24 protein-coding genes are annotated in these 26111 nt (G+C 61.2%); 7 read left to right on the top strand and 17 right to left on the bottom strand.

The window, feature by feature from the left end:
• Window positions 1-61 precede the first annotated feature (61 nt).
• The 15 genes from rnhB to rpsB form a co-directional block, all read right to left on the bottom strand.
• Window positions 62-703 carry a ribonuclease HII gene (rnhB, locus tag ABVN20_RS19475; RefSeq protein WP_368557321.1) on the bottom strand — a complete coding sequence of 214 codons (642 nt, stop codon included), beginning with the start codon at window positions 701-703 and terminating at the stop codon, window positions 62-64.
• A complete protein-coding gene (lpxB, locus tag ABVN20_RS19470) occupies window positions 700-1830 on the bottom strand; it encodes a lipid-A-disaccharide synthase (protein WP_368557320.1) in 1131 nt (376 codons plus the stop codon). Before lpxB ends, rnhB begins: the two co-directional genes overlap by 4 nt.
• A 2-nt stretch (window positions 1831-1832) precedes the next feature.
• Entirely contained in the window at window positions 1833-2609 is a 777-nt protein-coding gene (gene lpxA / locus ABVN20_RS19465) for an acyl-ACP--UDP-N-acetylglucosamine O-acyltransferase (RefSeq protein WP_368557319.1), read from the bottom strand.
• Window positions 2606-3046: a 3-hydroxyacyl-ACP dehydratase FabZ gene (gene fabZ / locus ABVN20_RS19460; protein WP_110966659.1), complete on the bottom strand. Its 441-nt coding sequence runs from the start codon at window positions 3044-3046 to the stop codon at window positions 2606-2608. The genes lpxA and fabZ overlap by 4 nt, the downstream gene beginning before the upstream one ends.
• Before the next feature lie 108 nt (window positions 3047-3154).
• A complete protein-coding gene (gene lpxD, locus ABVN20_RS19455) occupies window positions 3155-4210 on the bottom strand; it encodes a UDP-3-O-(3-hydroxymyristoyl)glucosamine N-acyltransferase (RefSeq protein ID WP_368557318.1) in 1056 nt (351 codons plus the stop codon).
• Between the two features lie 2 nt (window positions 4211-4212).
• Window positions 4213-4716, bottom strand: coding sequence for an OmpH family outer membrane protein (locus ABVN20_RS19450; protein WP_368557317.1), 504 nt, complete (start codon window positions 4714-4716; stop codon window positions 4213-4215).
• Window positions 4717-4761: 45 nt separating this feature from the next.
• On the bottom strand, window positions 4762-7137 hold the full coding sequence (bamA, locus tag ABVN20_RS19445) for an outer membrane protein assembly factor BamA (protein ID WP_368557316.1): 2376 nt from the start codon (window positions 7135-7137) through the stop codon (window positions 4762-4764).
• A 74-nt stretch (window positions 7138-7211) separates the two neighbouring features.
• Window positions 7212-8564 carry a sigma E protease regulator RseP gene (gene rseP, locus ABVN20_RS19440; protein ID WP_368557315.1) on the bottom strand — a complete coding sequence of 451 codons (1353 nt, stop codon included), beginning with the start codon at window positions 8562-8564 and terminating at the stop codon, window positions 7212-7214.
• A gap of 53 nt (window positions 8565-8617) precedes the next feature.
• Window positions 8618-9808, bottom strand: a complete 1191-nt coding sequence (ispC, locus tag ABVN20_RS19435) for a 1-deoxy-D-xylulose-5-phosphate reductoisomerase (RefSeq protein WP_368557314.1) — start codon at window positions 9806-9808, stop codon at window positions 8618-8620.
• On the bottom strand, window positions 9805-10611 hold the full coding sequence (locus ABVN20_RS19430; protein ID WP_368557313.1) for a phosphatidate cytidylyltransferase: 807 nt from the start codon (window positions 10609-10611) through the stop codon (window positions 9805-9807). The genes ispC and ABVN20_RS19430 overlap by 4 nt, the downstream gene beginning before the upstream one ends.
• Window positions 10611-11366 (bottom strand): polyprenyl diphosphate synthase, encoded by a 756-nt coding sequence (gene uppS / locus ABVN20_RS19425; RefSeq protein WP_368557312.1) that lies wholly within the window; start codon window positions 11364-11366, stop codon window positions 10611-10613. The genes ABVN20_RS19430 and uppS overlap by 1 nt, the downstream gene beginning before the upstream one ends.
• Window positions 11367-11379: 13 nt before the next feature.
• The gene (gene frr, locus ABVN20_RS19420; protein WP_368557311.1) at window positions 11380-11937 is read right to left on the bottom strand and encodes a ribosome recycling factor; all 558 of its coding nucleotides are present in this window, start codon (window positions 11935-11937) and stop codon (window positions 11380-11382) included.
• Window positions 11934-12677: a UMP kinase gene (gene pyrH / locus ABVN20_RS19415; protein WP_024779012.1), complete on the bottom strand. Its 744-nt coding sequence runs from the start codon at window positions 12675-12677 to the stop codon at window positions 11934-11936. The genes frr and pyrH overlap by 4 nt, the downstream gene beginning before the upstream one ends.
• Before the next feature lie 209 nt (window positions 12678-12886).
• The gene (gene tsf / locus ABVN20_RS19410; RefSeq protein ID WP_368557310.1) at window positions 12887-13750 is read right to left on the bottom strand and encodes a translation elongation factor Ts; all 864 of its coding nucleotides are present in this window, start codon (window positions 13748-13750) and stop codon (window positions 12887-12889) included.
• Window positions 13751-13939: 189 nt separating this feature from the next.
• Window positions 13940-14677 carry a 30S ribosomal protein S2 gene (rpsB, locus tag ABVN20_RS19405; protein ID WP_368557309.1) on the bottom strand — a complete coding sequence of 246 codons (738 nt, stop codon included), beginning with the start codon at window positions 14675-14677 and terminating at the stop codon, window positions 13940-13942.
• 372 nt (window positions 14678-15049) lie between these two features.
• Here rpsB and map point away from each other — a divergent pair, with 372 nt between their 5' ends.
• The 3 genes from map (at window position 15050) to dapC (ending at window position 19964) form a co-directional block, all read left to right on the top strand.
• Window positions 15050-15832 (top strand): type I methionyl aminopeptidase, encoded by a 783-nt coding sequence (map, locus tag ABVN20_RS19400; protein ID WP_368557308.1) that lies wholly within the window; start codon window positions 15050-15052, stop codon window positions 15830-15832.
• A gap of 59 nt (window positions 15833-15891) precedes the next feature.
• Window positions 15892-18594 (top strand): [protein-PII] uridylyltransferase, encoded by a 2703-nt coding sequence (locus ABVN20_RS19395; RefSeq protein ID WP_368557307.1) that lies wholly within the window; start codon window positions 15892-15894, stop codon window positions 18592-18594.
• 170 nt (window positions 18595-18764) lie between these two features.
• Window positions 18765-19964 (top strand): succinyldiaminopimelate transaminase, encoded by a 1200-nt coding sequence (dapC, locus tag ABVN20_RS19390; RefSeq protein WP_368557306.1) that lies wholly within the window; start codon window positions 18765-18767, stop codon window positions 19962-19964.
• A gap of 111 nt (window positions 19965-20075) precedes the next feature.
• Here dapC and ABVN20_RS19385 read toward each other — a convergent pair whose 3' ends face one another.
• Entirely contained in the window at window positions 20076-21707 is a 1632-nt protein-coding gene (locus ABVN20_RS19385; protein ID WP_368557305.1) for a Na+/H+ antiporter, read from the bottom strand.
• A gap of 293 nt (window positions 21708-22000) precedes the next feature.
• On the opposite strand from ABVN20_RS19385, the gene ABVN20_RS19380 reads away from it, so the two are divergent.
• From ABVN20_RS19380 to ABVN20_RS19365, 4 genes are all read left to right on the top strand, one after another.
• On the top strand, window positions 22001-22363 hold the full coding sequence (locus ABVN20_RS19380) for an ArsC family reductase (RefSeq protein WP_368557304.1): 363 nt from the start codon (window positions 22001-22003) through the stop codon (window positions 22361-22363).
• A gap of 31 nt (window positions 22364-22394) precedes the next feature.
• Window positions 22395-23429: a 2,3,4,5-tetrahydropyridine-2,6-dicarboxylate N-succinyltransferase gene (gene dapD, locus ABVN20_RS19375; RefSeq protein ID WP_368557303.1), complete on the top strand. Its 1035-nt coding sequence runs from the start codon at window positions 22395-22397 to the stop codon at window positions 23427-23429.
• A gap of 134 nt (window positions 23430-23563) precedes the next feature.
• Window positions 23564-24769, top strand: a complete 1206-nt coding sequence (locus tag ABVN20_RS19370) for a cysteine desulfurase (RefSeq protein ID WP_368557302.1) — start codon at window positions 23564-23566, stop codon at window positions 24767-24769.
• Window positions 24766-25170: a SufE family protein gene (locus ABVN20_RS19365; protein WP_368557301.1), complete on the top strand. Its 405-nt coding sequence runs from the start codon at window positions 24766-24768 to the stop codon at window positions 25168-25170. The genes ABVN20_RS19370 and ABVN20_RS19365 overlap by 4 nt, the downstream gene beginning before the upstream one ends.
• A gap of 98 nt (window positions 25171-25268) precedes the next feature.
• Here ABVN20_RS19365 and tcdA read toward each other — a convergent pair whose 3' ends face one another.
• Entirely contained in the window at window positions 25269-26087 is an 819-nt protein-coding gene (gene tcdA, locus ABVN20_RS19360; protein WP_368557300.1) for a tRNA cyclic N6-threonylcarbamoyladenosine(37) synthase TcdA, read from the bottom strand.
• Between the last annotated feature and the right edge of the window lie 24 nt (window positions 26088-26111).

Raw genomic sequence — 26111 nt, 5'->3', positions numbered from 1 at the left:
AAACGTGAAGACAACAAGGCCCGGATTGTACCGGGCCTTGGCAAAAACATCAGCCTTGCGACTAACTCTCGATGAGGCTTTCGCGTGCCTCGTAAGCCAGCCGTACAGGGGCGAACGAGCGACGGTGAATGGGGGTCGGCCCCAGGCGTGACAGCGCTTCCAGATGAACGGCGGTCGGGTAGCCTTTGTGGCCACCGATACCGTAACCCGGATAAATCAGCTCGAACGCCGCCATCTCGCGGTCGCGGCTGACCTTGGCCAGGATCGACGCCGCCGCGATGGCCGGTACCTTGGCGTCGCCCTGCACCACCGCTTCGGCGCGCATGGACAGTTTCGGGCAGCGATTGCCGTCGATCATCGCCAGTTTCGGCTGGATGTGCAGGCCTTCGACCGCGCGCTGCATGGCCAGCATGGTGGCGTGGAGAATGTTCAGCTCGTCGATTTCCTCGACTTCGGCTCGGGCGATGCACCAGCTCAGGGCTTTTTCGCAGATTTCATCGTAGAGCTTTTCACGGCGGGCTTCGGTGAGCTTCTTCGAGTCGTTCAACCCAAGGATCGGGCGGTTCGGGTCAAGAATCACCGCTGCCGTGACCACGGCACCACACAACGGGCCACGACCGACTTCATCCACACCGGCCACCAGGTCTTCGACTTCGGCGACCAGGGTGAAATCCAGGCCCATTTGTGTATTTATCTTGGTCATTGTCCCTGGCCGATCAGCTTCAGCACTGCGTCCGCAGCCTGGTTGGAGGCATCCAGACGCAGGGTCCGGTGAATTTCGTCGAAGCCACGGGTCTGCTCTTCGCCACCTTCGATCAACGGCGACAGCGTCTGGGCCAGCGCCTCGACCGTCGCGTCGTCCTGCAGCAACTCGGGCACCAGCAGGCGCTGGGCCAGCAGGTTCGGCAACGACACGTAAGGGCTCTTGACCATACGCTTGAGAATCCAGAACGTCAGCGGGGCCAGGCGATAGGCGACCACCATGGGCCGCTTGTACAGCAACGCTTCGAGGGTCGCGGTACCGGACGCGATCAGCACCGCGTCGCACGCGGCCAGCGCCAGATGGGACTTGCCGTCGAGCAGGGTCAGCGGCAGGTCACGGCCGGCCAACAGCTCTTCCAGCTGCTGGCGGCGCTCCGGGCTGGCGCACGGCATCACGAACCGGACACCCGGACGCATGGCGCGCAGGCGCTGGGCCGTATCGAGGAACAGCGCCCCCAGGCGGCCCACTTCGCCGCCGCGACTGCCGGGCATCAAGGCAACCAGCGGACCTTCGGGCAAACCGAGCTCGGCCCGTGCCGCGGCTCGATCGGCTTGCAGCGGGATCGCATCGGCCAGGGAGTGCCCGACGAACCGCACCGGTACGCCCTTCTCTTCATAGAATCTGGCTTCGAACGGAAACAGCGTCAGCATCAGGTCGCAGCCTTCGCGAATCTTCAGCACGCGCTTCTGCCGCCATGCCCACACCGACGGGCTGACGTAGTGCACGGTCTTGATCCCGGCCTGACGCAGCTTGAGTTCGATAGTGAGGTTGAAGTCCGGCGCATCAATGCCGATGAACACGTCCGGCTTGGCCGCGATCAGGTCGGCGATCAGTTGCTTGCGACGCTTGAGCAATTCACGCAGCCGGCCGAGCACTTCGACCAGGCCCATGACCGACAGGCGCTCCATCGGGAAATACGAAGTCAGGCCTTCGGCCTGCATCAGCGGACCGCCGACACCGATGAACTCGACCGCTGGGTGCTGGGCCTTGAGCGCCCGCATCAGGCCGGCGCCCAGAATGTCACCGGAAGCCTCACCCGCCACCAGCGCAATACGCAGATTAGCCATGGTTAACGCGTGATGCCGCGGGTCGAGGACTGGATCGAGTCACGGAACACCGCGACTTCCGGAAACTGTGTCGCAGGTTCGGCCAGTTCGGCCAGCGCCTGTTCCACGGTCAGCCCCTGGCGATACACCACCTTGTAGGCGCGACGCAGGGCGTGAATGGCCTCTTCGCTGAAACCACGACGGCGCATGCCTTCGAAGTTCATGCTGCGGGCTTCGGCCGGGTTGCCGAACACGGTGACGTACGCGGGAACGTCCTTGCCGATGGCCGTGCCCATGCCGGAGAAGCTGTGGGCACCGATGTGGCAATACTGATGGACCAGGGTGAAACCGGACAGGATCGCCCAGTCTTCGACATGCACGTGACCGGCCAGCGCGGTGTTGTTGACCAGGATGCAGTGATTGCCGATGACGCTGTCGTGACCGATGTGGGCATAGGCCATGATCAGGTTGTGATCACCGAGGGTCGTTTCCGAACGGTCCTGAATGGTGCCACGGTGAATGGTCACACCTTCACGGATGACGTTGTGGTCACCGATCACCAGGCGGGTTTCTTCGCCCTTGTACTTCAGGTCGGGCGTGTCTTCGCCCACCGAGGAAAACTGATAGATGCGGTTGTGCTTACCGATTCGGGTCGGGCCCTTGAGAATCACGTGCGGCCCGATGACTGTCCCCTCGCCGATTTCCACACCTGCGCCGATGATCGACCAAGGGCCAACCTCGACGCCGTCGGCCAGAACGGCCGTCGGATCGATGATTGCACGAGGGTCAATCAAACTCATAGCTTGCGTTCCGCGCAGATGATTTCAGCGGAGCAGACCGGCTTGCCATCGACCGAAGCCTGGCACTCGAATTTCCAGATCTGGCGTTTGCAGCTGATGAACTTGGCTTCGAGGATCAGTTGATCGCCCGGCAACACCGGTTGACGGAAGCGCAGCTTGTCCGAGCCCACGAAATAGTAAAGCGTGCCATCGGCCGGTTTCACGTCGAGCATCTTGAAACCCAGGATGCCGGCAGCCTGCGCCATCGCCTCGATGATCAGCACACCCGGCATGATCGGATGCGCAGGGAAGTGACCGTTGAAGAACGGCTCGTTGATGCTGACATTCTTGTAGGCGCGAATGCGCTTCTCTTCCACATCCAGATCCACGACCCGGTCCACCAGCAGGAACGGGTAACGGTGAGGCAGGTATTCGCGAATCTCGTTGATGTCCATCATATCGGGGGGAAGCCTATGTAAAGATTGGGAACGCGCGATTGACGCGCATTCCTCTAGCAAATCAAGGAGGCAGTCTAGCGGCCGTACGCACTTGATGTGGAAATGGTATCAGCCATCTGATGAAGCATTGCCGTCAGGGGTCACTTCCCCGACTCGCTTTTCCAGTTGTTTGAGCCGTCGCGCGATGTCGTCGAGCTGGCGGATACGTGCCGCGCTTTTGCGCCACTCGGCAGCCGGTTGCATGGCCGTACCGGAAGAATAGGAACCCGGCTCGGTAATCGAGTGGGTCACCATGGTCATCCCGGTGATGAAAACCTTGTCGCAGATTTCAATGTGCCCCACCAGGCCAACGCCACCGGCAAGCATGCAGTGCTTGCCGATTTTGGTGCTGCCCGAAATCCCCACGCACGCGGCCATGGCGGTGTGATCACCGACCTGCACGTTGTGGGCGATCTGGATCTGGTTGTCGAGCTTCACGCCGTTACCGATGATGGTGTCCGCCAGGGCGCCGCGGTCGATGGCGGTGTTGACGCCGATCTCCACATCGTCACCCACCAGAACGCCACCAATCTGGGCGATTTTCTGCCAGACGCCTTTCTCGTTGGCGAAACCGAAGCCTTCGCCACCCAGCACCGCACCAGACTGGATCACCACGCGTTTGCCGATGCGCACGTCGTGATACAGGGTGACTTTCGGAGCCAGCCAGCCGCCCTCGCCCACTTCGCTGCGAGCACCAATGAAGCAGTGCGCGCCAATGGTCGCGCCGGCGCCGATACGTGCCGCGCTTTCGATGACGGCAAAGGCACCGATGCTCGCCGTCGGATCGACCACCGCGTCCTGCGCCACCACTGCCGTCGGGTGAACGCCGGCGGCCGCTTTGGGCTTGGGATCGAACAGGTGGGAAATACGCGCGTAGGCCAGGTAAGGGTCGGGCACGATCAACGCATCACCGGCAAAACCTTCGGCGTCAGCGGCCTTCAGCAACAGGGCTGCGGCCCGGCTGTCTGCCAGGTACTTGCGGTATTGGGGATTTGCCAGAAAGCTCAACTGATCTGGGCCAGCCTCTTGCAAAGTGGCTAGCCCAGTAATTTGCTTCTCTGCGTCGCCACGCAGGGTGGCGCCGAGGAACTCGGCCAATTGGCCGAGCTTTAGGGTCGCTGTCATGATTACTTCAGCTGATTCATGCGCTCGATAACCTGGCGAGTGATGTCGTACTGAGGTTTGACATCAATCACTGCGCCACGCTCGAAGACCAGGTCATAAGCACCTTTCTTGATGACTTCTTCCACGGCGCTGTCCAGTTTCGGCTTGAGCTGCTTGAGCATGTCGCGGTCAGCAACGGCTTTGGCTTCGTTCAGTTCCTTGGACTGGAACTGGAAGTCACGGGCCTTTTGCTTGAACTCGAGCTCGAGGCGCTCACGCTCGCCCTGCTGCATTTTGTCGCCGCCAGCCATCAGACGGTCCTGGATGCCCTTGGCACTGCTTTCCAGGGTCTTGAGCTTGGTCAGTTGCGGACCGAACTTCTTCTCGGCATCCACGGCGTATTTCTTGGCCGCGTCGGATTCCAGCAGCGCCATCTGGTAGTTCAGAACGGCGATTTTCATGTCGGCGAATGCCGGACCTGCTACCAGTACGGAAGCCAGGAGAACCAGTTGAGTCAACTTACGCACGATGTACTCCTACAAAATCCATTGTCGTTATCTTGGGTCAGACGCTTAGAACGTCTGGCCGAGGGAGAATTGGAACACTTGAGTTTCTGCTTCATCCGGTTTCTTGATCGGCATGGCCAACGCGAAACTCAGAGGCCCCAGCGCGGTGACCCAGGTCACACCGACACCGACAGAACTGGCCATGTTGCTCAAACTGATGTCGTTACACTTGGTATTGGACGACGAACCGTTTGCATTGGTGGTGTCCTTGCACTGCGAGTCGAACACGTTACCCACATCCCAGAATACCGAGGTACGCAGGGAACGCTGATCCTTGACGAATGGCAGAGGGAACAGCACCTCGACACCACCCTGGATCAAGACGTTGCCACCGAATGGCAGTGGATCCTGGTCCGGGTCAAGCGCCGTGCCAGGGTTGGTACCACGGCTCGGCGTACTGCGAGGACCCAGGGTGCTGTCCTTGAAGCCACGAACCGAGTTGAAACCACCAGCATAGTAGTTTTCATAGAATGGCAAGCCATCGGTCGAACCGTAGCCGTCGCCATAACCCAGTTCGGTGTGCAGGCGCATGGTGTAGTTGTCGCTCAGCGGCTGGAACAGCTGGCCACGGTAATCGAGCTTGAAGAACGACAGGTCGCTACCAGGGGTGGTGGTTTCCAGCACGAGGCTTTGGGAGTGACCACGGGTCGCCAGCACGCCTTTGTTCAGGGTCGACTCGGACCAGCCGGCCGACGCCTTGAAGTTCAGGTAGTTGTCGCCTTCCTTGTTAACGAAGTCGAAGATCTCGTCAACGGTGTACAGGCCGGTCTTGATCTTGTCCTGCTGCGCGGTCAGTCCGAAGGTCAGACGCGACGTTTCGCTGATCGGATAACCGACGCTCACGCCCGCACCCAGGCTGTCCACGGCATAGCTGGCAACGTCGACGTCGAGGTCTTTGTAGTCAGTGGTGCGGTAGAACGCGTTGTAACCCAGGCTCACGCCGTCGGCAGTCCAGTAGGGGTCGACATAACCGAAGTTGTAGCGGCTCTGGTATTCACTGCGGGTCAAGCCGACGCTGACCTTGTTACCGGTACCCAGGAAGTTGTTCTGGGTGATCGAACCACCGAGGATCAGACCGGCACTCTGGGCGAAACCGACGCTGGCGGTGATCGAACCGGAAGCCTGTTCTTCAACGCTGTAGTTGACGTCGACCTGGTCATCGACACCTGGCACGGCCGGGGTTTCGACGTTGACTTCCTTGAAGAAGCCCAGGCGCTCCAGACGGGTCTTGGACTGGTCGATCAGGTAGGTCGAAGCCCAGCCGCCTTCCATCTGGCGCATTTCACGACGCAGCACTTCGTCTTCGGACTTGGTGTTGCCACGGAAGTTGATGCGGTTGACGTAGGCACGCTTGCCCGGATCAACGGCAAAAGTGATGTCGACGGTGTGATCGTCATCGTGAGGCTGTGGCACGCCGTTGACGTTGGCGAAGGTGTAGCCTTCGTTACCCAGGCGGCGGGTGATCAGTTCGGAGGTGGTGGTCATCAGCTTGCGCGAGAACACCTGGCCTTTCTGCACCAGCAGCAACGACTTGACCTGGTCTTCAGGCACTTTCAGGTCGCCGCTCAGCTTGACGTCACGAACGGTGTACTTCTCGCCTTCGGTGACGTTGACGGTGATGTAGACGTGCTTCTTGTCCGGGGTGATGGACACCTGGGTCGAAGCGATATCCATGTTGATATAGCCACGGTCCAGGTAGTAGGAACGCAGGCGCTCCAGGTCACCGGAGAGTTTTTCACGGGCGTACTTGTCATCGTTCTTGAAGAACGACAGCCAGTTGGTGGTCTTGAGTTCGAACAGGTCGATCAGATCTTCATCAGGGAAGACCGTGTTGCCCACCACGTTGATGTGCTGGATGGCAGCGACGGTGCCTTCGTTGATGTTGACCTTGAGGCCTACACGGTTACGCGGTTGCGGCACCACTTCGGTGTCGACGGTAGCCGAGTAGCGACCCTGGGCGACATATTGACGCTGCAGCTCGTTACGCACGCCTTCAAGAGTCGCTCGCTGGAAGATTTCACCTTCGGCCAGACCGGATTGCTTGAGGCCTTTCATCAGGTCTTCAGTGGAGATCGCCTTGTTGCCTTCGATCTCGATACTGGCGACCGACGGGCGTTCGACTACCGTGATAACCAGGACGTTGCCATCGCGGCCCAGTTGGATATCTTGAAAGAACCCGGTTTTGAACAGCGCACGAGTGGATTCCACCAGGCGACGATCATCAGCCTGTTCACCGACGTTCAACGGCAATGCACCAAAGACGCTACCCGCGGAGACCCGCTGGAGGCCATTGACGCGAATATCAGAGATGGTGAAGGACTCGGCGTGAACTTCGGCGATCATCAATACGGAGAAAACCGCAGTTAGCAGCAGACGTTTCATGAAGTCCTTTCTTATTCCAACTGGCAATAAACAAACTGCCGCAAAATGCGGCAGATTCGCAATTCAGCGAAGTGTTACAGACGACCCAAATCGTTGACCAAGGCAAGCAACATCACCCCGACCACCAAACTGATGCCGATCTGTATCCCCCAACCCTGCACCCGATCCGACAAGGGACGACCACGCGCCCACTCGATCAGATAAAACAACAAATGCCCCCCATCCAGTACAGGAATAGGCAACAAATTCAGAACTCCCAGGCTAATACTCAGATAAGCAAGGAAATTCAGGAAATCAGCGACGCCCGACTGGGCAGAAGCGCCCGCCACTTTAGCAATGGTTATCGGTCCACTCAAGTTTTTTACCGAGAGCTCGCCGAACAACATTTTCTTCAGCGAATCGAGCGTCAGGATGCTCATGGTCCAGGTGCGTCGAGCCCCCTCGCCAATCGCAGCCAATGGCCCATAGCTGACTTCGCGGATCATTTCCGGCGGCCAGTCGACGGCTTTCACCCCGGCCCCCATGTAACCACTCGGTGCCTTGCTGTCGCCACGGGCGGCCAGAGTCACCGGGACGTCGATTTGAGCACCATCGCGCTCGACGTGCAGCAGGATTTTGGTATCCGGACGCGTACGAACAGTATCGACCACCTGTTGCCAGTCATCGACGGCCTTGCCATCGAGCGCCAGCAAACGGTCGCCGGTTTTCAGCCCGGCCGCCTGGGCCGGGCCTTTCGGATCAATTTCAGCCAGCACCGGCGGCAGCGCCGGACGCCATGGACGAATACCCAGCGAGCGGATCGGATCCGGCTCGTCGGCGCCCTTGAGCCAGTTGTCCAGCGTCAGCTCACGGGGCGAATCCGCCGTGGAACCCTGATCACGGACCAACAGCTGCAAAGTACCGCTTTCGCCGAGACGACGGACCAGTTGCAGGTTCACCGCCCCCCAGCCCGAGGTCGGCTCGCCGTCGATGGCGATGATTTCCTGGCCAGGGCTCAAGCCGGCCTTGGCGGCGATGCTGCCGGACTCGACGGCACCGATGACCGGGCGCACCTGCTCGCTGCCCAGCATCGCCAGGACCCAGAAAAACACCAGCGCCAGCAAGAAGTTGGCGATCGGACCGGCCGAAACGATGGCAATGCGCTGACGCACGGATTTGCGATTGAACGATTGATCGAGCTGATCGGCGGGCACTTCGCCTTCGCGCTCGTCGAGCATCTTGACGTAGCCACCCAGGGGAATCGCCGCAACGACGAATTCGGTGCCTTGCTTGTCATGCCAGCGCAGCAACGGCATGCCGAAGCCCACGGAGAAGCGCAGCACCTTGACCCCACAGCGACGCGCGACCCAGAAATGGCCGAACTCGTGGAAGGTAACCAGCACACCCAGCGCTACCAGGGTGCCGACAATCATATAGAGTGCGCTCATCTATTTTCTCCGCAATCCTATCCAGCGTCGCCGCAAACCCTGCACGGCGACACTCACCGCCCGTGACGACTCAACCAGAGGCCGGCCAGCTCCCGCGCCTTCGCATCGGCCGTGAACACCGCCTCCAGATCATCGACCGCCACCACAGGCTCAAGATTCAACACTTCCTCGATGATACTCGCGATTTCCAGATAACGAACCCGCCCGTCGAGAAACGCCGCCACGGCCACTTCGTTGGCCGCGTTCAGCATGGCGGGCGCGCTGTTTCCAGCCTCGGCGGCCAGACGCGCCAGTCGCAGGCAAGGGAAGCGGTCCTCGTCGGGCGCCTCGAAGTCCAGGCGTGCCACGGCGAACAGATCCAGTGGCGCGACCCCGGAGTCGATGCGCTCAGGCCAGGCCAGGGCGTTGGCGATCGGAGTGCGCATGTCGGGGTTGCCCAACTGCGCCAGTACCGAGCCATCGACATAATCCACCAGCGAATGAATCACGCTCTGCGGATGAATGACCACTTCGACCTGGGAAGGCTTGGCATCGAACAGCCAGCAGGCCTCGATCAGCTCGAGCCCCTTGTTCATCATGCTTGCCGAATCCACGGAAATCTTGCGCCCCATGGACCAGGTCGGATGTGCACAGGCCTGATCAGGGGAAACATCGGACAATTGCGCCAGCGGTGTCTGCCGGAAAGGTCCACCAGAGGCTGTCAGCAAAATCCGACGTACACCGACCTTGCCCAACCCGCGGGAAAAGTCCTGCGGCATGCATTGGAAAATCGCATTGTGCTCACTGTCGATCGGCAGCAGCACTGAACCACTTTTGCGTACGGCGTGCATGAACAGCGCACCGGACATGACCAACGCTTCCTTGTTGGCCAGCAGAATTTTCTTGCCCGCCTCGACCGCCGCCAGGGTCGGACGCAAGCCCGCCGCTCCCACGATGGCGGCCATGACGGTATCCACCTCGGGATCGGCCGCGACCTGGCACAGCCCCGCCTCTCCGACCAGTACTCGCGTGGAGAGGCCGGCGGCGCGCAGATTCTCCTGCAGCGCCTGGGCAGCGCTTTGTTCCGGCACCACGGCGAACCGTGGCGCATGCCGAATGCACAGCGCCTGCAGTTCGTTCAGGCGTGCAAAACCGCTCAAGGCGAAGACCTGATAACGCTCGGGATGCCGGGCAATGACGTCGAGCGTGCTCAGGCCGATCGAGCCGGTCGCGCCCAGAACGGTAATTTGCTGAGGGCGATTCATGGGGCAGCCATCCACAACAGTACGGCAAAGACGGGAATCGCAGCGGTCAGGCTGTCGATACGATCGAGTACGCCACCGTGGCCAGGCAGCAGGTTACTGCTGTCCTTGATCCCGGACTGGCGCTTGAACATGCTTTCGGTCAGGTCACCCACTACCGAAATGAAGACAATGACGGCCGCGCCGATCAGGCCGATCAGCATCTGGCCAAAGCTCCAGTCACGCACCAGACCAACGATGGCGGTAATCACCAGGCTCAGCGCCAGGCCACCGTACACGCCTTCCCAGCTCTTGCCGGGACTGACCTGCGGCGCGAGCTTGCGCTTGCCGAATGCCCGCCCGGAAAAATAGGCGCCGATATCGGCCCCCCAGACCAGCACCATCACCGCCATGATCAGCCAGTTGCCCAGAGGCTCCTGCTTGATCTGGATCAGACCTTGCCAGGCCGGCAGCAGGATCAGCAAACCGATCACCAGCTTGGTGGCGGCGCTGGACCAGTGCTCGCTCGAACGCGGATAAGTCAGCACCAGGTAAGTCGCAACACCCCACCACAGCACGGACGCGCCCAATACCCAGGGTGCCAGCCCCGGCAGGATGTACATGAAAAACAACATCACCGCGACCACTGCGGCATAGGCGACGCGCATCGGTTGAGCGGTGAAGCCGGCCAGACGCGCCCATTCCCAGGCACCGAGCGTCACGACCAGACCGATGAACAGCGCAAAGCCGGAGCCCTGGAGCAGGAAAAAACCACACAAGGCAATCGGCAACAGGATCAGCGCGGTGATGATTCGTTGTTTAAGCATTAAACCCGGGCCCCAGCCTCGACCTGCTCGCTCGTTTTACCGAAGCGACGCTGGCGAGAAGCGAAATCGGCCAGCGCGTTGCGCATGGCGTCGTGTTTGAAGTCCGGCCAGAACAGGTCGGAGAAGTACAACTCGGCGTAGGCCAGTTGCCATAGCAGGAAGTTGCTGATGCGGTGCTCGCCCCCCGTGCGGATGCACAGGTCAGGCAACGGCAGGTCACCGGTCGCCAGGCAGGTTTGCAACAGCTCGGGGGTGATGTCGTCCGGGCGCAGATGACCGGCCTGGACTTCCCGCGCCAGCCGCTGCGCCGCCTGCGCGATATCCCATTGACCGCCGTAGTTGGCGGCGATCTGCAGGACAAAGCGATTGGCGCCGGCGGTCATGGCCTCGGCTTCGCGCATGGCAGCCTGCAACTCGGGATGGAAACGCGAGCGGTCGCCAATGATGCGCAGGCTGATGTTGTTTTCGTTCAGGCGCTTGGCCTCACGACGCAACGCCTTGAAGAACAGATCCATCAAGGCGCTGACTTCATCGGCCGGGCGCTGCCAGTTCTCGCTGGAAAACGCGAACAGGGTCAATACCTCGACCTTGGCCTCGGCACACACCTCGATGACGGCACGAACTGCATCCACTCCCGCCTTATGCCCGGCAACACCCGGCATAAAGCGTTTTTTCGCCCAGCGATTATTACCATCCATGATGATCGCGACATGGCGCGGCACCGTGGGCGGCGCAACCTGCTTGTTCTTTTCCATGAAAAAGCGACCCTTAGACGGCCATCAGGTCTTTTTCTTTCTGCGCCAGGTTGGCGTCGATGGTGGCCACGAACTTTTTGGTCAGATCGTCAATCTCGCCAGCCGCACGACGCTCTTCGTCTTCGCTGATTTCCTTTTCCTTGACCAGGTCTTTCAGCGAGCTGTTGGCGTCGCGACGAATGTTGCGCACGGCAACACGGGCGTCTTCAGCCACATCACGGGCCTGCTTGGTGAAGCCCTTGCGGGTTTCCTCGGTCAGGGCCGGCATGGAGATCAGCAGCAACTCACCCAGGTTGGTCGGGTTGAGGTTCAGGCCGGCGCTACCGATGGCCTTGTCGACGGCACCGAGCATGTTGCGCTCGAAGGCCACGACTTGCAGGGTACGGGCGTCCTTGACGGTGATGTTGGCCACTTGCTTGATCGGGGTGTCAGCGCCGTAGTAAGGCACCATCACGCCTTCCAGGATGCTCGGGTGCGCCTGGCCGGTACGAATGCGACCGAAGTTGTGCGCCAGGGACTCGACGGATTTCTGCATGCGCTCTTGAGCGTCTTTCTTGATTTCGTTGATCATTGCTGGACTTCCTCGATCAGGGTGCCTTCAGCGCCGCCATGCACGATGTTCAGCAGGGCGCCGGGCTTGTTCATGTTAAATACGCGCAACGGCATTTTGTGGTCGCGGCACAGGCAAATAGCCGTCAGATCCATCACACCCAGCTTGCGATCCAGTACTTCATCGTAGGTCAGATGATCGAACTTCTCGGCATGCGGGTCCTTGAATGGATCGGCAGTGTAGACGCCATCGACCTTGGTCGCCTTGAGCACGACATCGGCGTCGATTTCGATCGCACGCAGGCAGGCTGCCGAATCCGTGGTGAAGAACGGATTGCCGGTGCCAGCCGCGAAGATCACGACTTCCTTGGCATTGAGGTGACGCATGGCTTTGCGACGGTCGTAGTGATCGGTCACACCGACCATGGAAATGGCCGACATCACGATGGCCGAGATATTGGCACGTTCCAGCGCATCGCGCATCGCCAGGGCGTTCATCACAGTGGCCAGCATGCCCATGTGGTCGCCTGTGACCCGATCCATGCCGGCTGCGCTCAGCGCCGCGCCACGGAACAGGTTGCCGCCACCGATCACCAGACCGACCTGGACACCGATACCGACCAGTTGGCCGACTTCCAGCGCCATGCGATCCAGAACTTTCGGGTCGATACCGAACTCTTCCGAGCCCATCAGGGCCTCGCCGCTGAGCTTGAGTAGAATGCGTTTATAGCGAGCCTGATAACCACTGCCCTGCTGAGCCATTGCGAATCTCTCCTGCGGCGTATTTAAAAATTCTTTGCGAGCTGTTTACAGCTGGCTGTTCACTCTTGTCTGGCGCTGCTTCAGCGCCATCGGAACATGGCTTTGTAAGCCAGTTCCAAAGGGAAACCAATAAAAATCTGGTCCCCATCTGAAAAGAGGCTGCGCGCGTGAGCGGGCAGCCTCTTCTGGGCGACAGTTAAAAAACCGTCTTACTGCTTGGCAGCAGCCAGTTGTGCAGCAACTTCTTCAGCGAAGTTGTCGACTGGCTTCTCGATGCCTTCGCCTACTTTGAAGTAGGTGAAGGAAACGATTTCAGCGCCGGCTTTCTTGGCCAGGGCACCAACGGTCACTTCCGGGTTCATGACGAAAGCTTGCTCAACCAGGCTGGCTTCGGCCAGGAACTTGGTGATACGACCAGCGATCATCTTCTCGACGATTTCAGCTGGTTTGCCTTTCATCTTGTCTTCGTTCAGTTGCAGGAAGACAGCCTTCTCGCGCTCGATGGCTTCTGGCGAAACCTGCGATGGCAGCAGGAACTCAGGGTTGCTCGCCGCTACGTGCATGGCGATTTCTTTGGCCAGTTGGACGTCGCCGCCCTTCAGGACAACTGCAACACCGATTTTGTTACCGTGCAGGTAAGTACCGACCACGTCACCTTCAACGCGGATCAGGCGACGGATGTTGACGTTTTCGCCAACTTTGGCCACCAGGGCTTCACGAGCCGATTCCTGAGCGGCGATCAGCGGAGCTGCGTCGGTCAGTTTTTCTGCGAAAGCCTTGTCTACGCTGGCAGCGACGAAGTTTTTGAAGTCGTCTTGCAGGGCCAGGAAGTCGGTCTGCGAGTTCACTTCCAGCAGTACTGCGGACTTGTCGTCGGCCTTGATGGCGATTGCGCCTTCAGCGGCAACGTTGCCAGCCTTTTTAGCAGCCTTGATCGCGCCCGAAGCACGCATGTCATCAATGGCTTTCTCGATGTCGCCGCCAGCCTTGGTCAAGGCTTTCTTGCAGTCCATCATGCCTTCGCCAGTACGCTCGCGCAGTTCTTTGACCAACGCTGCAGTAATCTCTGCCATTTCAAATTCCTCTTGGATAGGTTTTCAACCATTCCACCCGATCGAACGGGCGTTCAATTCTTCCCGAACCATCCTTGTTAGCTGCCGCACGTTACAAATAAGGCAGTGGGCGCCGACAAATGGTTTTCGAGGTGGCAAAAAGGGGGCCAAGCCCCCTTTTTGCTTACTGAGTCAACGCCAGGGCGTCAATTACTCAGCTGCAGCTGCCGGAGCTTCTTCAACGAAAACCTCGGTGCCGCCAGCAACGTTGTTGCGACCACGGATAACAGCGTCAGCCATCGAACCCATGTACAGCTGGATAGCGCGGATGGCGTCATCGTTACCTGGGATGATGTAGTCAACGCCTTCCGGGCTGCTGTTGGTATCGACTACGCCGATGACCGGGATGCCCAGCTTGTTGGCTTCGGTGATCGCGATGCGCTCGTGATCAACGTCGATCACGAACAGAGCGTCTGGCAGACCGCCCATGTCCTTGATACCACCCAGGGAACGATCCAGCTTCTCAAGATCGCGAGTGCGCATCAGCGCTTCTTTCTTGGTCAGCTTGGCGAAAGTACCGTCTTCGGCTTGTACTTCAAGGTCACGCAGACGCTTGATGGAAGCACGAATGGTCTTGAAGTTGGTCAGCATGCCGCCCAACCAGCGGTGATCGACGTACGGCGAACCGCAACGTGCTGCTTCTTCAGCAACGATCTTGCCAGCGGAACGCTTGGTACCGACGAACAGAATCTTGTTTTTGCCCTGGGCCAGGCGCTCTACGAACGTCAGAGCGTCGTTGAACATTGGCAGGGTTTTTTCAAGGTTGATGATGTGAATCTTGTTACGCGCGCCGAAAATGTATTTACCCATTTTCGGGTTCCAGTAACGGGTCTGGTGACCGAAGTGCACACCGGCCTTCAGCATATCGCGCATGTTGACTTGGGACATGATAGTTCCTTAATAAGTCGGGTTTGGCCTCCACGTATCCCAATGACCAACCAGCAGCATCAGCTGAAGGCACCCAGGTCATCGTGTCGACACGTGTGTGGATTTAAGCCTTTCGGGGTATCCCCGGAAAGCGGCGCATTTTATATCACAAGGCTCGCAAAAACGGAACCCGGATTCTCGATTCCTGACACACAGCCTCTCGCAGGCCCTTGGAATCGCTCAAGAATGCGCCTATCTATAAAGAGAAGCGATGCACAGAGGCTCAGGTTTGAGCCGATCGTCTGTTAGAATCGCCTTTTTCAGGGCCGCGACCCCGATCGCACACAGCCCATTCCGTGTTAGCAAGCGCCATCGAGCGCAGAGAGAGCCTGTATGACCGTCACCCTCAAAACGCCCGAGGACATCGCCAAAATGCGTGTCGCCGGCAAACTGGCCGCCGATGTGCTGGAAATGATCGCCGAACACGTCAAGCCGGGCGTGACTACCGAAGAGCTGGACCGCATCTGCCACGACTACATCGTCAACGTGCAACAGGCCATCCCTGCCCCACTCAACTACAAGGGCTACCCGAAGTCGATCTGCACCTCGATCAACCACGTGGTCTGCCACGGCATCCCCAACGAGAAACCGTTGAAGGATGGCGACACGCTGAATATCGACGTCACCGTCATCAAGGACGGCTACCACGGCGACACTAGCCGCATGTTCCACGTCGGCACCGTGCCCGTGTGGGCCGAACGCCTGTCGAAAGTGACCCAGGAATGCATGTACAAGGCCATCGAGATCGTCAAACCCGGCTGCCGCCTGGGCGACATCGGTGAAATCATCCAGAAGCACGCGGAAAAGAACGGCTTCTCGGTGGTTCGCGAGTTCTGCGGCCACGGCATTGGCAAGGTGTTCCACGAAGAGCCGCAGATCCTGCACTACGGCCGCGCCGGTACCGGCATGGAACTGCAAGCCGGCATGACCTTCACCATCGAGCCGATGATCAACCAGGGCAAGGCCGACACCAAGGTGCTGGGCGACGGCTGGACCGCGATCACCAAGGACCGCAAGCTCTCCGCCCAGTGGGAACACACCCTGCTGGTGACCGAGACCGGCTACGAGATTTTCACCCTGCGCGGCGATGACACCATCCCCCGCGTTTCGGCCTGATCGCGACCACATTGCTCCGGGCCTGAACAGACAGCTTTTATAGAAAGGAAAGCCAACCGATGCCGCAGGTGGACCCAGAACTCTTCGACCGTGGCCAGTTCCAGGCGGAACTGGCCCTGAAGTCCAGCCCGATCGCGGCATTCAAGAAGGCGATCCGCCAGGCTCGCGAAGTGCTCGACGGGCGCTTTCGCGCAGGCCGGGAGATCCGCCGGCTGATCGAGGACCGCGCCTGGTTCGTCGACAACATCCTGCAAAAGGCCTGGGAGCAGTTCGACTGGAGCGAAGACGCCGACATCGCGCTGGTGGCGGTGGGCGGCTACGGTCGCGGTGAGCTGCACCCCTACTCCGACATCGACTTGCTGATCCTGCTGGACAGCGCCGACCACGAAGTTTTCCGCGATTCCATCGAGCGTTTTCTGACCTTGTTGTGGGACATCGGCCTGGAAGTCGGCCAGAGCGTTCGCTCCGTCGACGAATGCGCCGTGGAAGCCCGCGCCGACCTGACGGTGATCACCAACCTGATGGAAAGCCGCACCATCGCTGGCCCCGAGCGCTTGCGCCAGCGCATGCTGGACGTCACCAGCACCGAACACATGTGGCCGAGCAAGGAATTCTTCCTGGCCAAGCACGCCGAACAGAAGGCCCGGCACCACAAGTACTTCGACACCGAATACAACCTGGAACCCAACGTCAAAGGCTCGCCTGGCGGGCTGCGGGACATCCAGACCATTCTGTGGGTGGCCCGCCGCGAGTACGGCACCCTGAACCTGCGGGCCCTGGCCGGCGAAGGCTTCCTGGTGGAAAGCGAAAACGCCCTGCTGGCCTCGTCCCAGGAATTCCTCTGGAAAGTGCGTTACGCCCTGCACATGCTCGCCGGGCGTGCCGAAGACCGCCTGCTGTTCGATCACCAGCGCACCATCGCCAAGCTGCTGGGCTTCGAAGGCGACGACGCCAAGCAGGCGGTCGAAAACTTCATGCAGCAGTATTACCGGGTGGTGATGAGCATCGCCCAGCTCAGCGACCTGATCATCCAGCATTTCGAGGAAGTGATCCTCGCGCCGGAAGATGAGGCGCCACCGCAACCGATCAATTCACGCTTCCAGCTGCACGATGGCTACATCGAGGCGCGCAACGACAACGTGTTCCGCCGTACGCCGTTCGCCATGCTGGAAATCTTCGTGCTGATGGCCCAGCAGCCGGAAATCAAGGGCGTGCGCGCCGACACCATCCGTCTGCTGCGGGAAAACCGCCACCTGATCGACGACGATTTCCGCAACGATATCCGCAACACCAGCCTGTTCATCGAGCTGTTCAAATGCAAGATCGGCATCCACCGCAACCTGCGGCGGATGAACCGTTACGGCATTCTCGGGCGCTACCTGCCGGAGTTCGGCTTCATTGTCGGGCAGATGCAACACGACCTGTTCCACATCTATACGGTCGATGCGCACACCCTGAACCTGATCAAGCACCTGCGTAAGTTGCAGTACACCCAGGTGTCGGAGAAATTCCCGCTGGCCAGCAAGCTCATGGGCAAGCTGCCCAAGCCGGAGCTGATCTACCTGGCCGGCCTGTACCACGACATCGGCAAGGGCCGCCATGGCGATCACTCGGAGATCGGCGCGGTGGATGCCGAAGCGTTCTGCCAGCGCCATCAGTTGCCGGTGTGGGACAGCCGCCTGATCGTCTGGCTGGTGCAGAACCACCTGGTGATGTCGACCACCGCCCAGCGCAAGGACCTGTCGGACCCGCAGGTGATCCACGATTTCGCGCAGATCGTCGGCGACGAAACCCACCTCGACTACCTGTACGTGCTGACGGTCGCCGACATCAACGCGACCAACCCGACGCTGTGGAACTCCTGGCGCGCCAGCCTGCTGCGCCAGCTCTACACCGAGACCAAGCGCGCACTGCGTCGCGGCCTGGAGAACCCGGTGGACCGCGAAGAGCAGATCCGCCAGACCCAGAGCGCCGCCCTGGATATCCTGGTGCGCGGCGGTACCGACCCGGACGATGTCGAGCAGCTGTGGGCACAACTGGGTGACGACTACTTCCTGCGCCACACCGCCGGCGACGTCGCCTGGCACACCGATGCGATCCTGCAACAGCCGGCCGACGGCGGCCCGCTGGTGTTGATCAAGGAAACCACCCAGCGCGAGTTCGAAGGTGGTACGCAGATCTTCATCTATGCCCCGGACCAGCACGACTTCTTCGCCGTGACCGTGGCCGCGATGGACCAGTTGAACCTGAACATTCACGACGCCCGGGTCATCACCTCGACCAGCCAGTTCACCCTCGACACCTACATCGTGCTCGACACCGACGGCGACTCGATCGGCGACAACCCGGCGCGGGTCAAGCAGATCCGCGACGGCCTGACCGAAGCCCTGCACAACCCCGACGACTACCCGACGATCATCCAACGCCGCGTACCGCGCCAGCTCAAGCATTTCGCCTTTGCGCCCCAGGTGACGATCCACAACGACGCCCAGCGACCGGTGACCGTGCTGGAACTCAGCGCCCCGGATCGCCCCGGCCTGCTGGCCCGCATCGGCACGATCTTCCTCGAGTTCGACCTGTCGCTGCAGAACGCCAAGATCGCCACCCTGGGCGAACGGGTGGAAGACGTGTTCTTCATCACCGACGCCAACAACCAGCCGTTGTCCGATCCGCTGCTGTGCAGCCGCTTGCAGGATGCAATCGTCGAGCAACTGAGCGTCAACCAGGAACCGGATATCAAGCTTTCGCGTATCAGCATCTGACTTTAAGACCGCCACGCCCCACCCTGTGGGTGTAGGAGCGAGCTTGCTCGCGATGGTCGTTCAGACGACGCTGGCTGCCTGACACCCAGCGTCATCGTTGGCGACCATCGCGAGCAAGCTCGCTCCTACACGTACAGGGAGGGGGCCATGCCATAGAACGAGATCTACCGATGAACAACGCCTTGTCCCAGCTGCAGCCCTACCCGTTCGAGAAGCTCCGTGCCCTGCTCGGCAGCGTCACGCCCAACCCGGACAAGCGCCCGATCGCCCTGTCCATCGGCGAGCCGAAACACCGTTCGCCGAGCTTCGTCGCCGAAGCCCTGGCCAGCAACCTGGAAAAAATGGCGGTGTACCCGACCACCCTCGGCATCCCGGAACTGCGTGAAGCCATCGCCGCCTGGTGCGAGTGTCGCTTCAACGTGCCGGCCGGCTGGATCGACCCAGCCCGCCACGTGCTGCCGGTCAACGGTACCCGCGAGGCGCTGTTCGCCTTCACCCAGACCGTGGTCAACCGCGGTGACGATGCCCTGGTGGTCAGCCCGAACCCGTTCTACCAGATCTATGAAGGTGCCGCGTTCCTCGCCGGTGCCAAGCCGCACTACCTGCCATGCCTGGACGAAAACGGCTTCAACCCGGATTTCGACGCGGTGCCTGCGGACATCTGGAAACGCTGCCAGATCCTGTTCCTGTGCTCGCCAGGCAACCCGACCGGCGCCCTGATCCCGGTGGAAACCCTGAAGAAGCTGATCGCCTTGGCCGACGAGCATGACTTCGTGATCGCCGCAGACGAGTGCTACAGCGAGCTGTACTTCGACGAGCAAACCCCGCCACCGGGCCTGCTCAGCGCCTGCGCGGAACTGGGTCGCAACGACTTCAAACGCTGCGTGGTGTTCCACAGCCTGTCCAAGCGCTCCAACCTGCCGGGCCTGCGTTCGGGCTTCGTCGCCGGCGATGCCGACATCCTCAAGGGCTTTTTGCTGTATCGCACCTACCACGGCTGCGCGATGCCGGTTCAGACCCAACTGGCCAGCGTGGCCGCCTGGAACGACGAAGTGCACGTGCGCGCCAACCGCGCGCTGTACCGCGAGAAGTTCGACGCCGTGCTGGAAATCCTCAGCCCGGTGCTGGACGTACAGCGCCCGGATGGCAGCTTCTACCTGTGGCCGAATGTGGCCGGTGATGACGCCGCGTTCTGCCGCGACTTGTTCGAACAGGAACACGTCACCGTGGTGCCGGGTTCCTACCTGTCGCGCGATGTCGATGGCGTCAACCCGGGGGCCGGCCGCGTGCGCATGGCGCTGGTTGCACCATTGGCCGAATGCGTCGAGGCCGCCGAGCGCATCCGCGATTTCATCCAACGCCGCAAATAACCCACCGCCCCCTGTAGGAGCGAGCTTGCTCGCGATGGCGGCGAATCAGTCGATGCACATGTCGTCTGACACACCGCATCGCGAGCAAGCTCGCTCCTACAGGGAAACCGGTTATTTGACCTGGCCCAGATTGGCCTCGCTCAGGTCCAGCTCCCCCAGCACCTCACGCAATACATCGTCGCCAATCTGGTGATGTCGGCTGAGTTTGTACAATTCCAGGCGTTGCGCCCGCAGCGCCTTCAAGCGCAGGCGCCGTTCCAGCAGGTCCATCTGGAACGCCAGGGCCTGGGCTTCGGCAGAGTCGTTGAACACCTCCAACTGATGCCGGTACTCGGACATGATCCGCGCCTTCAGCTCGACAGACAGCGCCGCCTCGGCGGCGTCCTGGGGTTTGGCTTCCTCGGCTTCGAGCGCGTGGATGGCCGCCTCGGCGGTCTTGCGCCAGGCATCGCGCACTTCGTTGCGGCGCTGGTCGTCCGGGCTCTTCTGGATACCACGCAGCAGCAATGGCAAGGCGATACAGGCGGCGATCAACGAGAGCAGGATGACGCCGGCGGCGATGAAGATCAGCAGATCACGCTCCGGGAATGCAGCGCCCGCCATCAGCATCGGTACGGACATCACGCCCGCCAGCGTCACCGCACCGCGCACACCGCCCACTGTCAGCAGCCAGCAGGAACGCGCGGTGGGCACGTGGACCATTTCGCCCTTGCCCCGCCAGCGGCGCAGCCACCCCGACAAGCGCCAGATGCTCTGCACCCAGACAAAGCGCAGCACCACCAGCACCAGAAAAATCGCCACCACGTCGAAACAGCGATAGAGCAGGGTCGGCCACAACGACGTTTCATGGCTGACCACGGCCTTGATGATGTCGGGCAATTGCAGGCCTAGCAGCAGGAAGATCAAGCCGTTGAACGCGAACTCCAGCAGCGACCAGACGCTGCGGTTGAGCAGGCGCGTGCTGGTCTGGCGCGGCAGTAGGTCGAGCCAGCTCTGCATCATCCCGGCCGCCACCGCAGACAGAATGCCCGACGCGCCCAGGCGCTCGGCCAGCACATATGCAGCAAAGGGCAACAGCAGCATGAACACCACGTGAGTCGCCGGGTCATCCCAGCCACGGGCGATCATCCACGAGCGCAAGCGCCCTACCAGCCAGCTCAATGCCACGCCGACCGCGAGGCCGCCGACGGCCACCAGCACGAAGGTGAGACTGGCATCGGCCAGCGAGAATACCCCGGTCAGTGCCGCCGCCAGGGCGAACTTGAAGGTCACCAGGCCCGAGGCATCGTTCATCAGCGCCTCGCCCTGCAACATGTGCATCAGCGGGGTCGGCAGGCGGTTCTGGGCGATGGCCGAGACGGCCACGGCATCGGTGGGCGACAACACCGCCGCCAGCGCAAACGCCACCGGCAACGGAATGGTCGGCAGCAGCCAGTGAATGAAGTAACCGGCGCCCACCACGGTAAACAGCACCAGGCCCACCGCCAGGGTCAGGATCGGCCCGCGCAGGCGCCAGAGTTCGCGCTTGGGCATGCGCCAGCCGTCGGAGAACAGCAGCGGCGGCAGGAACAGGAACAGGAACAATTCGGGATCGAGCGCCACGTGCAGCCCGAGGGTCGGCCAGGCCAGCAAGGCGCCGGCGGCGATCTGCACCAGCGGCAGGGGCAGCGGAATCACTCGTCCGACCAGGCGCGAAACGCTGACCAGCATCAACAGGATCAGGACGGTGTAGGCGGTTTGCATAAAACGGGGTTCCAGGACTGTCGACAGCGTTGAAGTGCCATATTAGCCGCTTAGACTAACGTCTGACCTTTACACCAATGTCGCAGCTGCCACCCGAACAACCACAAATCCCCTGTAGGAGCGAGCTTGCTCGCGATGGCGGTGGGTCAGATACCGATGTGCTGACTGATGCACCGCCATCGCGAGCAAGCTCGCTCCTACAGGCCATTCGCAAGGCGAATCGACCCTGGACCGTCCGGTCATGGCATAATCCTTCACCTTTTTTCTCCAGCACCTGTAAAGGGGGCAATTCCTTGACCGTTTCAAGTAAAACGTTGCACCTTTTCGGCATCAAGGCCTGCGACACCATGAAGAAGGCGCGCACCTGGCTTGATGAGCACGCTGTCAGCTATGACTTCCATGATTACAAAACGGCCGGAATCGACCGTGAACACCTGACCCAGTGGTGCAATGAGCACGGCTGGGAATTGGTGTTGAACCGTGCAGGCACGACCTTTCGCAAGCTCGACGACGAACGCAAAGCCGATCTCGACCAGTCGAAAGCCATCGAACTGATGCTCGCTCAACCCTCGATGATCAAGCGCCCGGTGCTCGATCTCGGTGACCGAACCCTGATTGGCTTCAAGCCAGATATCTACGCGGCAGCGCTCAAGTAAGCCCGCCCGTTCATTTATTAGAGGTATTTACATGTCCACTTCTGCATTCAGCCTGGCCTTCGGTGTCGGCACCCAAAACCGTCAAGGCGCCTGGCTGGAAGTGTTTTACGCGCAGCCACTGCTCAACCCTTCGGCTGACCTGATCGCGGCGATCGCCCCGGTACTGGGTTACACCGGCGGCAATCAGGCCATCGCTTTCACCAACGCCCAGGCCTCGCAACTGGCTGAAGCCGTCAAGGCCGTGGACGCGGCACAGGCAGCCCTGCTGACCCGCCTGGCCGAAAGCCACAAGCCGCTGGTCGCCACCATCCTCGCCGAGGACGCTGCGCTGACCTCCACGCCTGAGGCCTACCTCAAGCTGCACCTGCTGTCCCACCGCCTGGTCAAGCCGCACGGCCTGAGCCTGGCCGGCGTGTTCCCGCTGCTGCCGAACGTGGCCTGGACCAGCCAGGGCGCCATTGACCTGGCCGAACTGGCCGAGCATCAACTCGAAGCCCGCCTGCGCGGCGAGCTGCTGGAAGTGTTCTCGGTGGACAAGTTCCCGAAAATGACCGACTACGTGGTACCGGCTGGCGTGCGTATCGCTGACGCGGCCCGCCTGCGCCTGGGCGCCTACGTCGGTGAAGGCACCACCGTGATGCACGAAGGCTTCATCAACTTCAACGCCGGCACCGAAGGCCCGGGCATGATCGAAGGCCGTGTTTCGGCCGGCGTGTTCGTCGGCAAGGGTTCGGACCTGGGCGGCGGCTGCTCGACCATGGGCACCCTGTCGGGCGGTGGCAACATCGTGATCAAGGTCGGCGAAGGCTGCCTGATTGGCGCCAACGCCGGTATCGGCATCCCGCTGGGCGACCGCAACACCGTTGAATCGGGCCTGTACGTCACCGCTGGCACCAAAGTGGCGCTGCTGGACGAGAAGAATCAACTGGTCAAAGTGGTCAAGGCCCGTGAGCTGGCCGGTCAGACCGACCTGCTGTTCCGCCGCAATTCGGAAACCGGCGCCGTGGAGTGCAAGACCCACAAATCGGCGATCGAACTGAACGAAGCGCTGCACGCTCACAACTAAGCGTCCAGGCGCCGCATGACCCAATGTGGGAGCGAGCCTGCTCGCGATGGCGTCCTCAGGATTGCCATCGCGAGCAGGCTCGCTCCCACAGGGATTTGGCGTACACCCGCCCATGTTTATCAGGGCCTGACAACATGATGATTCTCTCCCCCTGGCGCGCCGACTTCCCGGCCATCGCCGCTCTGCAACGGCAAGCCCAGACCTACCTGGACAACGCCGCCACCACGCAAAAACCGCAAGCTTTGCTCGATGCCCTGGCGCATTACTACGCCAATGGCGCGGCCAATGTGCACCGTGCCCAGCACCTGCCCGGCGCGCACGCGACCCAAGCGTTCGAGGACAGTCGCAGCAAGGTGGCCCACTGGCTCAACGCCGGTGATGCCGGGCAGATCATTTTCACCCACGGCGCGACGTCTGCGCTGAACCTCCTCGCCTACGGCCTGGAGCACCTGTTCAATCCGGGCGATGAAATTGTCGTCAGTGCCCTGGAGCACCACGCCAACCTGCTGCCCTGGCAGCAACTGGCCCAACGCCGCGGCGCCAGGCTGGTGATCCTGCCGCTGGACGCCGACGGCGTGATCGACCTGGAAGTCGCTGCCACGCTGATCGGTCCGCAAACCCGCTTGCTGGCGGTCAGCCAGTTGTCCAACGTGCTCGGTGCCTGGCAACCCTTGTCCGCGCTGCTGGCGCTGGCCAAGGCACATGGCGCACTGACCGTGGTCGATGGCGCCCAGGGCGTGGTCCATGGTCGGAATGACGTGCAGGCCATGGGTTGCGACTTCTACGTGTTTTCCAGCCACAAGCTCTATGGCCCCGATGGCCTGGGCGTGCTGTTCGCTGGCCATGACGCGCTCAAACACTTGCGCCACTGGCAGTTCGGCGGCGAGATGGTGCTGGACGCCGACTACCAGCACGCGCGCTTCCGCCCTGCGCCGTTGGGTTTCGAAGCGGGCACCCCGCCGGTTTCGAGTGTGATCGGCCTGGGGGCGACCCTGGATTACCTGGCCGGTCTCGACGCGCAAGCGGTCAGTGCCCACGAGGCGGCGCTGCATGCCCGTCTGCTCAAGGGCCTGCAAGCACGTGACGGCGTTCGCCTGCTGGGCAAGCCGCAACTGGCCCTGGCGAGTTTTGTCGTCGAGGGTGTGCATAACGCCGACCTGGCGCATCTGCTGACCGAACAGGGCATCGCCGTGCGCGCCGGTCATCACTGCGCCATGCCGCTGCTCAAAAGCTTTGAACTGGCCGGGGCGATCCGGGTGTCCCTGGCGCTGTACAACGACTCCGAGGACCTCGAGCGTTTCTTCGAGGCGCTGGATCAGGCCTTGGAGTTGCTGCGATGAGCTTGCCGGCGGACGCCGTCTCGGCCCTGGACACCTTCCAGAACGCCGCGGGCTGGGAACAACGGGCACGCCTGCTGATGCAGTGGGGCGAACGCCTGCCGACGTTGAGCGAGACAGACAAGGTCGACGCTAACCGCGTGCACGGCTGTGAGAGCCTGGTGTGGTTGGTGGGTTCGTTGCAGGACGGTCACTGGCAGTTCGCCGCGAGCAGCGACGCACGGTTGATCCGTGGTCTGGTGGCGTTGTTGCTGGCGCGGGTCAACGGTTTGTCGGCTGAGGAACTGCGGCAGGTGGATTTGCCTGACTGGTTCAACCAGTTGGGCTTGAGCCGGCAGCTGTCGCCTTCACGCAGCAATGGCTTGAATGCGGTGTTGCAGCGGATGAATGAGTTGGCTCAATAAAAGGGTTGCTTCGCAACCCATCGCGGGCAAGCCCGCTCCCAAAGGGATTCGCAGCGCCCACAAACCCTGTGGGAGCGGGCTTGCCCGCGAAGAGCCGATTAAACCGCAGGCTTGATGCGATCCGCCGGCCGGCGCACGCCTGCCACGATCTTATCCACAGCCTTGGTCGCCGCGACCATGCCGAACGTCGCCGTCACCATCATCACCGCGCCAAACCCACCGGCGCAGTCGAGCTTGACGCCGTCACCGACAAAGCTCTTCTGCAAGCAGATGCTGCCATCGGGTTTCGGGTAGCGCAGCTGTTCGGTGGAAAACACGCACGGCACGCTGTAATGGCGGGTCACGGTACGTGAAAAACCGTATTCGCGGCGCAGGGTCGAGCGCACTTTCGAGGCCAGCGGGTCGTTGAACGTGCGGTTGAGATCGCACACCTGAATCAGCGTCGGGTCGATCTGCCCGCCCGCCCCACCCGTGGTGATGATCTGGATCTTGCGGCGTTTGCACCAGGCGATCAGTGCCGCCTTGGCGTTGACGCTGTCGATGCAGTCGATCACGCAGTCGATGTTCGGCGTGATGTATTCGGCCATGGTCTCGCGGGTGACGAAATCAGGCACGGCATGCACGGTGCAATCGGGGTTGATCCCGCGCAGGCGCTCGGCCATGACCTCGACCTTGGGCTTGCCGACGGTGCTGTCCAGTGCGTGCAACTGGCGGTTGGCGTTGCTGACGCAGACGTCGTCGAGGTCGAACAGCGAGATCTCGCCGACCCCACAACGGGCCATGGCTTCGGCCGCCCAGGAACCGACGCCACCGACGCCAACAATCGCCACATGGGCCGCGCGCAGGCGCTCAAGGCCCTCAATGCCATACAAACGGGCGATGCCTGCAAACCGTGGATCTTCTGTGCTCATGACCATTACCCCAAAAACCGGCGCGCATTA

Origin of the sequence: Pseudomonas sp. MYb118 (assembly GCF_040947875.1) — a bacterium.
Lineage (GTDB): Bacteria > Pseudomonadota > Gammaproteobacteria > Pseudomonadales > Pseudomonadaceae > Aquipseudomonas.
This window is presented reverse-complemented; position numbering and strand designations above follow the sequence as displayed.